This is a genomic window from Sphingomonas sp. CCH5-D11 (assembly GCF_001557395.1).
In the GTDB taxonomy this organism is placed as follows: Bacteria; Pseudomonadota; Alphaproteobacteria; order Sphingomonadales; family Sphingomonadaceae; genus Sphingomonas.
This window is the reverse complement of sequence record NZ_LSKH01000200.1, coordinates 1-11,884: the sequence shown is the minus strand read 5'-3', so window position 1 is coordinate 11,884 and position 11,884 is coordinate 1. Positions and strand designations below refer to the sequence as shown.

The window sequence follows — 11,884 nt, the reverse complement described above, 5'->3', positions numbered from 1 at the left end:
TCCCGCAGCGGTGCGGGAGCGGGCGTCGCTGATCCTGAGGCCAGCGCACCGAGACCCAAGGCAATCGCGGCCGAAACGGATCGAACTGAGGTGATCGGCATGGTCCCTCGCCGCGTGATGCTGCACCAGCAGGGATACCGCCTGTTGCACCGGCGATGGGAGGGGTTGCCGCAGGAATGGACCAACATGATCCGGGCGGGCGGAACATCGGGGGATGGAGATGATCGGAGCGCTGCAATCGACGATGCTGGAGAAGCTTTATGCCGGGCGGCGTTCGCACGGCTGGTTTCTGCGGCTGATGCGGCGGTGGGACGGCGGGGAGATGCGCTCACCCATGCTGCGGCGGCTGATGCGCACGCGCGAGGGCGTGACCGTGGGGGACTATTCCTATGGCGCGATCCTGCAGCGCGGGGTGCTGCCGCGCGGTACAATGGTGGGGCGGTGGTGCTCGGTCGGGCAGGACCTGATCGTCCGGCGGCGGGATCACCCGATCGAGCGGGTGACGCAGCACCCTTTCTTCTACAATGCGAAGCTGAACCTCGTGCCGCGCGACACCATCCCGCGCGACGAGGAAAACCCCCTGGTGATTGGCAATGACGTCTGGATCGGCGACCGGGTCACGATCCTGAGCGGATGCCGACACATCGGCGATGGCGCGGTGCTGGCCGCCGGGGCGGTGATCACGCGCGACGTGCCGCCGTTCGCCATCATGGGCGGCGTGCCGGCGCGGCTGCTTCGGCCACGCTTTCCGGAGCCGGTCGCCCGACTGGTGGCGCAGTCGCAGTGGTGGGATTTCGACCTGGAGACGGTAGCGACGTGGCGGTCACTGCTGTTCCAGCCGCTCACGGAGCAAGGTGCCGTGGCGCTTGTGGAACAATGCGAGGCGCTGCGAGCTTCGCGGGCGGGGTGAGGATCAGGAATCCGCTATCGCGTGCGGCGGGACGGCGCGGTCCGAAATGGAGCGGGAGCGCGTTGGAGGTCTGAGAGATCGCGTCAGCGGGTGGGGCGAGCGCGTGGCGCCCGCCCCGGACGTGCTGATCAGCGCGTCTCCATCCGGAGGCCGATGCGGAACTGCCGGCCGAGCAGATCCGAATAGGTGCTGTTCGCGGCCAAGCCCGTTTCCGGCAGCAGCAGCGGCCAGCGATCGAACAGGTTGGTCACGTTGATGAAGAACTGGGCGTTGGCGTCCCCGAACGTTACCTTCTTTGTCAGGTTGAGATCGGCATAGAACAGGCCGGACACGTGATTGTCGTCATAGGTCGGCGCATTGGTGGTCGAGATCGGGCAACCAGTCGAGCATTCAACCCCGTTGGCGACATATTTGCCCGAGCTGATCCCACGACCGACAGCGGTGATCGAGAAGTCCGGAGCGTCATAGGTGGCGCTGAAGCGATAGATCCACTTGGGCGTGGTGGCCTGCCCGCCGTTCACCCCGACCGAGTTCGTGGTCACCGCACCCGGTACGCCGGTGTCGAGGATGTTGTCGATGTAGCGAGTGGCAACGCCGCGCAACGTGAAATTGCCCGCAGCGTCGGCAAAGAAACGATCCAGCGGCACGCGGTACGACGCGTCGATGTCAACGCCGCGTACCGTCTGGCTGGCCGCGTTGAACGGCTGGCTACGAACCAGCTTGTACGGCTGCCCCGGAGTCGAGCGGTTCGGATCATCGGAGATGGCGGCGCAGAAATCCTGATTGCCGACATAGCACAGGTCAAAGATGCTCTGCGCGCTGAACGTGGTGATCCCGTCCTCGATATCGATGTCGAAATAGTCGACCGACAGGTTGAAGCCCGGCAGGAAACGTGGCGTCAGCACGACGCCGGCGTTCCAGGAATCGGATTTCTCGACTCGCAGGCTGGTATTGCCGGTGACAAAGCCGGAATAGCCGAAGGTCGCCGGGCCATTGGCGCCATCGCTGGTGTAGGCAGGGTTGCGCACGGAATCGCTGTTCGCGGAGCCGCCCTGATACAGTTCGTTGAGGTTTGGCGCGCGAATGTCACGCGAGCGAGTGACGCGAACCCGGATATCGTCGATCGGCTGCCAGGTGGCGCCCGCCTTCCACGTGGTGACATAGCCGGCAGTCGAATAATCGGTCGCACGCACCGCGCCGTTGAACTCCAGCCCGAAACCGAGCGGCACCACGGTTTCGAGGAAGACCTCCTTCACATTGTAGCTGCCGTTGGTGGGCAGGTAGTTGCCGACCGACCAGACGTTGGTGGTGGTCGGTTGCCCCGCCGAGTTGGTCGACGAGATCGGCTGGAACTGGGTCGGCACGAAGCCGCGAATCTTCTCTTCGCGATATTCGGCACCGGTGGCGATGCTGACGTCGCCGGCCCAGGTGCGGAACGGCGTGACCGAAAGATTGAAGGCAGCGTTATACTGCTCGACCACTTCGTCGCGGTACGGATCACCCAGCACGTAGGCGATGGCCGCAGGGTTGGCGACGCCGATGCCGAGGCGGTTCAGCGGAACGCAGTTCGGATCATTGTTCGTCGCACTGGTATCGACGTTGACCAGGCACTGGATGGAGCCTGCGGCATAGCTGCTGCCGGCCGGCGCGAAGGCAGCGGCCGTGGCGTTGTTCATCCGATTGATGTTCATGATGTTGCGCAGTTGTTCGCGCAGGTCGGCGCGGCCGTATTGACCGTAGATGTTCCAGATTGCGTCCTTGCCGAACACCTCCGCGGTACCCTCGGCGCCGATCGCATAGCGCTGCACCTCGCGCTTGTTGTCGACCGCGCGGAACGGCAGGTCCGCCGCCGTCGTGGCGAGGGTTACCCCGGTGACGCCGGTCAGCGCCGACGGGCCAAGGGCGTTGTAGAGGAAGGCGTTGCAGGTCACCGGCACAGGCACGGTGGTGCAGCCCGTGGCGTTCAGCCCGATCCCGGTCGAGAGGTTCGGCCCGGCGTTGAAGAACACCTGCTGCCAATTGTACGAGCCTTCCGCGAAGATCTCGATATCGTCGGCGATCTCATAGCTTGCGCGGGCAAAGACGCCGCGACGATCGTCCTCCGGATCAAGACCGATGCGACGACCGGAATCGTTCACCTGCCAGCTGCCACCCTGCGTCAGCGAAGGGGCGGCCGATCCGGTGGGCGACGGGAAGGTGAGAGCGCCATATTGATATTGGTTGATCGAGCCGTTGTAGCCGAAATAGGTGCCGCGCAGCTGGTTGGCGCGAACGCCCGTGGAGCCGGTGATGAGGCCGCCGGGCGTGGAGTTCGCCGCGCCGACCTGGCGCCGGATCAGATATTGCGGCGTGGTGCTGGTCGCCGTCCAGTTCGGATCCTGGATGCGGACATAGCCCGTGGCGTTCCAGTCGCGATCGACCTCGAAGATGCCATCGCGATGCGCCAGTTCCGCGTTGAGGAGCAGGTGGCCGCGACCCTCGCTGCCCCAGGAGAGGCCGCCGGTGACCGAGAAGGAGTAATTGGCGCCGTCGCCCTCGCCGGTGATGCCGCTGTCGATCGCGACCTTCAGCCCGGTATACTTCTTGTCGAGCACGAAGTTGACCACGCCGGCCACCGCATCCGAGCCGTAGGCGGACGAAGCGCCGCCAGTGACGACCTCGACGCTCTTGATCAGCGCCTGCGGAATCGTGTTGACGTCGACAAGGCCAGTGACGGTCGAAGCGACCGAGCGGCGGCCGTCGAGGAGCACCAGCGTGCGCGTCTCGTTAAGGTTACGCAGATTAAGTGCGTTGATGCCGGCCTGACCGCTGGACAGGTTCAGGCGCGAGTTGGACGGACGCGTGGAGCCAGCGAGCGCGGGCAATTGGTTCACGAAGTCCGCGACATTGTTCGACGGCGAGGAATTCTGGATTTCCTCCTGCGTCAGAACGGTGAGCGGGGTCGGCGCCTGGAAGCCATCACGCACGATGCGCGTGCCGGTGACGACCACGTCGGGGCCGCTGCTGTCATCGCTGGTGCCGGGCGCCGGATCGCCGATCTGCGCCGTTGCGACACTCGACGGCTGCGTTTGTGCCGCTGCTGGTGCGGCGAGGCCGGCGGCCAGGGCAATCAGCCCCGTCGTGCCGAGCATTGCCCTGGACAAGAAAATATCACGCATGTGCCGTCCCCCGAAAGCCCTTGAAACTGAACCTACCTGCCCGCGTCATGCTGTTGTCGCAGATCGCCGTTACTCTGGAACGTGCCGGTATGGGCGGAAAGGCGTCAAGAGGCGATCAGCTTACGTTTGTTTGTTGATCCATAGATCGCGCATATGGGGCGAGCATTCCGAGCACCGCATAACCGCCTTCTATGAGGTGGGACGCGCTTGTCATGGACGCGCGGCCTGGGAGGGCGTTAGCCTGCGGCGGGACCCACGACGAAAGGATCGCAATGCTCGACCGGCGCCTGTTTCTGCTTGGCTCCGCGGCGACGGCGCTGGTGTCTGTCGCATGCCGCGGCCAGACCGCTCCCGCATCAGGCAGCGTCCAGGTTGAGGGGCTATCCGCGCCGATCGAGATCATCGACGATCGCTGGGGCGTGCCGCACATCCGCGCGCAGACCAAGGCGGATGCGTTCTTCGGACAGGGTTATGTCGTCGCGCGTGACCGGCTGTTCCAGATCGATCTGGGGCACCGGCGCGAGCTGGGCCGGATGGCAGAGGCGTTCGGGCCCGATTTCGCCAAGCACGATGCGGTGGCGCGGCTGTTCCATTATCGCGGCGACCTGAATGCCGAACTGGCCCGCGTGCCGGATGAGGTGAGGGCGTGCGTTGCCGGTTATGTCGCCGGCATCAATGCGCGCATCGCCGAAGTGGAAAAAGATCCTGCGCTGCTGCCGCTTGAATATCGCATCCTGGGCGTGATGCCGCTGCGCTGGGACATACGCGATCTGGTCCGCGCGCGCGGCAGCGCGATCGGCAATGCGGATGACGAGATCCGCCGCGCCAAGCTCGCGTCGCTGGGGCTTTTGGAGCTGGACGCGGTAGTTGCGCCGCTGCGCCCGGCGTGGAAGCTGGAGGTGCCGGCCGGGCTTGACGTGTCCAAGGTGTCCGACACGGATCTTGGCGTGCTGCAGATCGGGCGACTGCCGTTCGGTCCCGATACCCCGACGCGCGATCCGGACGAGCAGCTCGACCGGTCTCAGGCGGGGTCCAACGCCTGGACGGTCGCCGGCAGCCGCACGGCGACGGGGCGGCCGATCCTAGCCAACGACCCGCACCTTGGCATCGGCGGCTTCGGGCCGCGGCACGTGGCGCATCTGACCGCACCGGGGCTGGACGTGATCGGCGGCGGGGCGCCAGGCCTTGCCGGGATCATGCAGGGGCATACCGATCGCTTCGCCTTCGGGCGCACCAACTTTCACATCGATCAGCAGGATCTGTTCGTCCTGGAGCTCGATCCGAACGACCCGGAACGCTATCGCCATAATGGCGGGTGGAAGCGGTTCGCGCGGTTCGAGGACAGGATCGCGGTGAAAGGCGGGCCGGCGGAGACGGTCGTCCTGCGGCATGCCGAACAAGGACCGGTGGTGATGCACGATCCGGCGCGCGGTCGGGCAACGGTGATCGGGTCGATCGGAATGCAAGCCGGCGGATCGGGTTCGTTCGCCATGGTGGCGATCAACCTGTCGCGGGACTGGAACAGCTTAAAGGAAGCGTTCAAGCTGCATCCATCGCCCACCAACTTCCATTATGCCGATGTGGACGGGAACCACGGCTGGCAAGTGATCGGCTTCGTGCCGCAGCGAAAGAAGGGTGACGGGCTGATGCCGGTGCCGGGCGACGGGCGGTACGACTGGACCGGCTATCGTGATTTCCGTGCACTGCCGAGCGAGTATAATCCGGCAAAGGGCTGGTTCGCCTCTGCCAACCAGAACAATTTGCCGGCCGGCTGGCCGCGCGATCGCATTCCCGCGTTCTCGTTCCGCGATCCGTATCGATATGAGCGGGTGGCCGACGTGCTGGCATCGCAGCCGCGGCACTCGGTGGCGGACAGTGTGGCGCTGCAGTTCGATACGCTCTCCACGCCAGCGAAGCAGTTCCTGGCGCTGCTGCCGAAGCAGCCGTCCGCAGGTGCGGCGGCTGCGGTGCGCTTGCTCGCCGGCTGGGACGCTCGGCTCGACAAGGAGAGCGGGGCCGCGGCGCTGTACGAGATCGTGTGGCGGAACCTGAGCGAGCGGATGCTGGCGGCGATCGTCCCTGAGCGGGCGAGCGATCTGGTGGACGAGATCGCGCCATCCGAACTGCTGCGCCGTGCCGCGAGCCGGCCGGCGATGGTCGACGCGGCGCTGGCAAGCGGATGGAGCGAAGCGCAACGGCTGCTCGGCCCCGATCCGGCAAAGTGGCGCTGGGGCAAGCTCCACCAAGTGCGGATCGCGCATCCGCTGTCCAGCATTCCCGCAATCGCGGCGGCTTTCCCGGCGATCGAGGGCGAGGGATCGGGCGGCGACAGCTATACGGTCATGGCGCGGTGGCTGGGCGGGGGGCCAGGCTGGCGCACCGGCGGCGGCGCAAGCTATGTGCAGGTGATCGACGTGGGGGATTGGGACAAATCGGTGATGCTGAACTTGCCTGGGCAATCGAACGATCCACGCTCGCGGCATTATAAGGATCAATATGCGCCGTGGATCAGGGGCGAGATGCAGCCGATGACGTTCAGCCGCGCGGCGGTGGATTCAGCGGCGGCGGCGCGCGCCACGCTGATGCCGAAGGCGGGCGGACAGTGATGGGCGGGAATGCACGCACCGGGCTGGCACTGGCTTCGCTCTTGGCGATCGGTGCAGCGGGTCAGCCGAAGGTGGATGTCGTGATCCGCGGCGGCACGATCTACACCGGCGCGGAGACACCGCCGATTACCGGTGACGTGGAGATCGCCGGAGATCGCATCGTCTATGTCGGCCCGACGCGCGGAACGACTGCAGGGCAGATCGTGGAGGCGAAAGGGCAGATCGTCGCGCCCGGCCTCATCGACGCGCATACGCATCCGGACAGCTACATCCGGTCCGACGATCCGAAGATGCGGCTGAACCTGCCGTGGCTGGCGCAGGGTGTATCCACCATCGTGATCGGCGTCGATGGCTATGGCACGCCGGATGTAGGGGACGATGCGCGAAAGCTGGAGGCGAGCGGGATCGGCACCAATGTGGCGCCGTTCGTCGGCTTCGGCGGGATCCGGCAGCGCGTGCTGGGCAAGGCGGATCGGGCGCCGACGCCGCCCGAACTCGCCGAGGAGAAGCGGCTGGCGGCCAAGGCCATGTGCGAGGGCGCCTACGGCCTTTCCGCCGGGCTGTTCTATCCGCCGCAGAGCTTCGCCAAAACGGATGAGGTCGCGGCGGTGGCGGCTGAGGTGGGCAAGCGCGGCGGCATGTATGACAGCCACCAGCGCGACGAATCGAACTACAACATCGGCCTGATCGCCTCCACCAAGGAAGCGATCGAGATCGGCCGGCGAGCCGGGGCGCCGGTGCATTTCGCGCACCTGAAGGCGCTGGGCGTCGACCTGCATGGCAAGGCGCCCGAACTGATCCGCACGATCGAGGAAGCGCGCGCCGCCGGGCAGGAGGTGACGGCTGATCAATATCCCTGGCTCGCCTCAGGCTCGAGCGTCGATGCATCGCTGGTGCCGGGCTGGGCGGTGGATGGCGGCTATCAGGCGATGATCAAGCGATTCGATACGCCCGAGACCATGGCACGGATCAAGGCGGAAATGCGCGAGAATTTGCGGCGCAGGGGCGGGGCGGAGTCGCTGCTGCTGATCTCGCAAGGACAGCCGTGGACCGGCAAGACGCTGGCGCAGATGGCGACGACATGGAAGCTCGATCCGATCGACGCCGCGATCCGCATCCTGCGTGTCCCGAACGCAAAGGGCACCGATCCAGCGGGAGCGGGCGTCGCGAGCTTCAACATGGCAGAGCGCGATGTCGATCTGATCATGAAGCAGCCGTGGGTGGTCACGTCATCGGACGGGTCGAACGGCCATCCCCGGCAATATGCGACCTTTCCCAAGCTTTATCAGGACTATGTCTTGAAGCGGCCGGTGATCACCATGGCGCAGTTCATCCGCCGTTCGACCGGTGCGACGGCCGACATGTATCGGATCAAGGATCGCGGATATCTGAAGGCCGGGGCCTTTGCGGACGTGGTGGTGTTCGACCCGGCCGGCTATGCGCCGCGCGCCGATTTCGTCCGTCCGCGCGAGCCAAGCGCGGGTGTCACGGCATTGTTCGTCAACGGGCGGCTGGCGCTGAAGAACGGCGCCGTCACCGGAACGGCTGCGGGCCGCGCGCTGCTGCGTTCGCGGCCGGCAAATTGCGAGCAATAGCCTTGCGTTATAGGCACAGATGCGAGCGCGATTGGCAGGGTGCCGCAAGCGCCATCTATCGTCCTGCACCATGACCATTCCGGCTCCATACCTGCTGTACCTCGGCCATTCGGACGACGAATTCGGCCTGAAGACCTCGCGCGGTCTCGCCACGTTCCGACGTGAGGATTGCGTTGGCGAGTGGCGTCACGACGATTGCCCGTTCAGCTTCGATCTGCCGCGCATGGACGCGGCGGCGGGCGCAGCGGCGGGCGCGAAGACGCTGGTGCTGGGCATCGCCAATGCCGGGGGCCGCTTCCCCGAATGGATGATGGAGGACGCACTGGCGGCAATCGCGGCCGGGATGAACCTTGCCTGCGGGCTTCACCAGCGGCTGAAAGACGAGCCGCGGCTGGTCGCGGCGGCAAAGGCAGCGGGTGTCCAGCTGTTCGACGTGCGCGATCCTCGGCCGGACCTGCCGGTCGGCAATGGCAAAAAGCGTGCGGGCAAGCGTCTGCTGACGGTCGGCACCGATTGCTCGGTCGGCAAGATGTACACCACCTTGTGCCTGCGCGATGCGCTGCGCAGCCGCGGGATCACGGCGGATTTCCGCGCTACCGGGCAGACCGGCATCCTGATCGCGGGCGAGGGCGTGCCGCTCGACGCGGTGGTGGCGGATTTCATCGCCGGCGCAATCGAGGATCTGGCGCCAGCACGCGAGGATGACGGCTGGGACCTGATCGAGGGACAGGGCTCGCTGTTCCATCCGGCCTTCGCGGGCGTTTCCACCGGGCTGCTTCATGGTGCGCAGGCGCAGGCACTGGTGATGTGCCATGACCCGACCCGCCCGCATATGCGTGGCCTGCCGCATTATCCGCTGGTCGATCTCGCCGAGTGCATCGAGGCAAACCTGCGCGTCGCACGGCTGACCAGTGCTTCGGTGCGCTTCGTCGGCATCGCGCTCAACACCGCGAAACTGGAGGAAGCGGAGGCGCGGCGCCTGCTGGCGGCGACCGCTGACGAACATGGCTTGCCCTGCACCGATCCGTTCCGTTTCGGTGCCGATCCGATCATCGATCATCTGCTGGACGGCAATGCTTCGCACGCTTGACGCCCGCCACGACGGCTTTGCGCTGCATACCCCGTTCCGCATATCGCGCGGGGTGAAGACGGTTGCCGATGTCGTGACTGTCACGGTGCGGCAGGGCGTCCACGCCGGCATGGGCGAGGGTGTTCCCTATCCGCGCTACGGCGAGACGGTCGAAGGCTCGCTTGCTGCGATCGAGGCCGTTCGCGAGCTGATCGAGGGCGGCGCATCGCGCGAGGAACTGGCGACAGCGATGCCGGCCGGCGCCGCACGCAACGCGGTGGATTGCGCGCTGTGGGATCTGGAAGCCAAGCTGGCCGGGACAAGTGTCGCCGCGCTCGCCATGCGCGCCGCGCCGCAGCCGCTTGCCTCCGCGATCACGATCGGCATCGACACGCCCGACGCAATGGCGCAGGTGGCCGCGCGTCACGCGTCGGTGCCGCTGCTGAAGGTCAAGGTGAACCGGGAAGAGGCGGAGGCGCAGCTTGCCGCCGTTCGCGCGGTTGCGCCCAAACCCCGGCTGATCGTCGACCCGAACGAAAGCTGGCGTGTTGAGGATGTCGCGCGCTGGCAGGACTTGCTGGTGCAGTATCGCGTGGATCTGCTGGAACAGCCGGTGCCCGCCGACGATGACGCGGGCCTTGAGGGGCTGGGCAGTCGTATCCCGATCTGTGCAGACGAGGCGCTGCACACGCGAGCGGACCTGCCGCGGCTGCGCGGCCGATATGATTACGTCAACATCAAGCTCGACAAGACCGGTGGTCTGACCGAAGCCCTGGCGCTGGCCGACGCGGCGCTGGGGATGGGATTTGGTTTGATGGTGGGGTGCATGGTGTCTTCCTCGCTTGGCATCGCGCCGGCGATGCTGGTGGCGGAGCAGGCGTCGTTCGTTGATCTGGATGGCCCGCTGTGGCTGGCCGCTGATCGCGCGGGCGGGGTGCGGGACGAGGCTGGCTGGATGCAGCCGCCAGCACCGGGCTTCTGGGGAACGCCGGCGTGACCATCCTGCGTGGATGGTTCGCAATAACTTTGTGGAAGCGGGTGGTAGCCGGGCTGGTGCTCGGCGCGCTTCTCGGCGCGCTGTGGCCCGAAGCCGCGCCGGCGGTGAAGATCGTCGGCGACTTGTTCGTCCGGCTGATCAAGATGCTGGTTGTGCCGGTGGTGCTGATTACCATCGCTGCAGGGATCGCCGGGCTGGGCGATCCGCGCCGGCTCGGCCCGATCGGCGGGCGTACCATCGGGCTGTTCGCCCTGACGACGCTGATCGCGGTGTCGCTGGGCATGGGCGTGGGATTGCTGGTGCGGCCGGGCGAAGGCATCGCCCTTGCCGGGGTGGCGCCGCACGTGCTGGGCGCGGCCGTGTCTCCGAGCGACCAACTGCTGTCGATCGTGCCGGCCAACATCATCGAGGCGCTGGCCAAAGGCGACATGCTGGCGATCATCTTCACCGCCATTCTGCTGGGCATCGGCAGCGTGCTGGCGGGCGAGGCTGGCAAGCCGGTCGTGGCGCTGCTCCAAGGGCTCGCCGCGGTGTTGCTGCACATCGTGCGGATCGTGATGGAGGTGACGCCATTCGGTGTGTTCGCCCTCATCGCCAATGCGGTGGCCGCAAACGGGGCGGCGGTGTTCGTCAACGTCGGATGGCTGGCGCTCTGCGTTATTGTCGCCTCACTGGCGCAGATGCTGGTGGTGCATGCCGGGCTGATCACGCTGATCGCGCGCTTGCCGGTCGTCCGCTTCTTTCGCGGCATCGTGGACGCGCTGGCGATCGCCTTTTCCACCGCATCCTCGTCCGCCACGCTGCCTGTGGCGCTGCGGGTGGCGCAGGACAATCTTGGCGTGGCGCGTCCGGTTGCCTCCACCGTGCTGCCGCTCGGGGCGGCGATCGGCAAGGATGGCACCGCGATGTATGTCGGGCTGCTCGGCCAGTTCGCGCTCCAGGCGCTCGGCATCATTCCCGATGCGCAGATGCTGATCGTGATGCTGGCGACCGGCGCACTGGCGGCGTTCGGCACCGCGCCGGTGCCTTCAGCGTCGCTGTTCATGCTGGCGGCGATGCTTTCCGCGGTCGGGGTCGCGCCCGAGCAGACGGCGCTGGTGGTCGGGCTGGTGCTGCCGTTCGATCGCCTGCTCGACATGACACGGACCGTGCCATCCGCCTCCGCCAACCTGACCGTGGCGACGCTGGTGGCGCACGCAGAAGGGGCGCTGGACGAGGCGCGGTTTCGCGGGCGGGTGGCCGAGTGAGGATCAGGGCGCTAGGAAAACGGCCGTGAACCTGCGCCATATCGAAATCTTCCATGCCGTTTACGTCAACGGCTCCGTTTCCGCCGCGGCCCGCGCGCTCAACGTGTCGCAGCCGTCGGTGTCGAAAACCCTGCGCCATGCCGAGACCTTGCTGGGGTTCGATCTGTTCCAGCGCATCGGCGGACGGCTGGTGCCGACGGAGGACGCGCACAATCTGTTCGCCGACGTGGCGGAGATCCAGGAGCGGGTGCGCGCGCTGCGCGAGGCCGGGCGCAACATGCGGACAGGCGGGGGCGGGCGGC

Annotated in this window: 8 protein-coding genes; 7 read left to right on the top strand and 1 reads right to left on the bottom strand. The window is 66.6% G+C overall.

Annotation, left to right across the window (positions count from 1 at the left end; translation table 11 throughout):
- Positions 1 to 214 precede the first annotated feature (214 nt).
- Entirely contained in the window at positions 215 to 910 is a 696-nt protein-coding gene (locus AX702_RS12205; RefSeq protein WP_066779915.1) for a CatB-related O-acetyltransferase, read from the top strand.
- A gap of 128 nt (positions 911 to 1,038) precedes the next feature.
- Here AX702_RS12205 and AX702_RS12200 read toward each other — a convergent pair whose 3' ends face one another.
- A complete protein-coding gene (locus tag AX702_RS12200) occupies positions 1,039 to 4,068 on the bottom strand; it encodes a TonB-dependent receptor plug domain-containing protein (RefSeq protein ID WP_066779914.1) in 3,030 nt (1,009 codons plus the stop codon).
- A gap of 272 nt (positions 4,069 to 4,340) precedes the next feature.
- On the opposite strand from AX702_RS12200, the gene AX702_RS12195 reads away from it, so the two are divergent.
- From AX702_RS12195 to AX702_RS12170, 6 genes are all read left to right on the top strand, one after another.
- Positions 4,341 to 6,674 carry a penicillin acylase family protein gene (locus AX702_RS12195; protein ID WP_066779913.1) on the top strand — a complete coding sequence of 778 codons (2,334 nt, stop codon included), beginning with the start codon at positions 4,341 to 4,343 and terminating at the stop codon, positions 6,672 to 6,674.
- On the top strand, positions 6,674 to 8,269 hold the full coding sequence (locus AX702_RS12190; RefSeq protein WP_066779947.1) for an N-acyl-D-amino-acid deacylase family protein: 1,596 nt from the start codon (positions 6,674 to 6,676) through the stop codon (positions 8,267 to 8,269). Before AX702_RS12195 ends, AX702_RS12190 begins: the two co-directional genes overlap by 1 nt.
- A gap of 70 nt (positions 8,270 to 8,339) precedes the next feature.
- A complete protein-coding gene (gene dgcN, locus AX702_RS12185) occupies positions 8,340 to 9,359 on the top strand; it encodes an N-acetyltransferase DgcN (protein WP_066779912.1) in 1,020 nt (339 codons plus the stop codon).
- A complete protein-coding gene (gene dgcA, locus AX702_RS12180; RefSeq protein WP_066779910.1) occupies positions 9,343 to 10,335 on the top strand; it encodes an N-acetyl-D-Glu racemase DgcA in 993 nt (330 codons plus the stop codon). Before dgcN ends, dgcA begins: the two co-directional genes overlap by 17 nt.
- Positions 10,332 to 11,582 (top strand): dicarboxylate/amino acid:cation symporter, encoded by a 1,251-nt coding sequence (locus AX702_RS12175; protein ID WP_066779908.1) that lies wholly within the window; start codon positions 10,332 to 10,334, stop codon positions 11,580 to 11,582. The genes dgcA and AX702_RS12175 overlap by 4 nt, the downstream gene beginning before the upstream one ends.
- 25 nt (positions 11,583 to 11,607) lie before the next feature.
- On the top strand, positions 11,608 to 11,884 hold a 277-nt coding region (locus tag AX702_RS12170), incomplete at its 3' end, for a LysR family transcriptional regulator (RefSeq protein WP_156455466.1).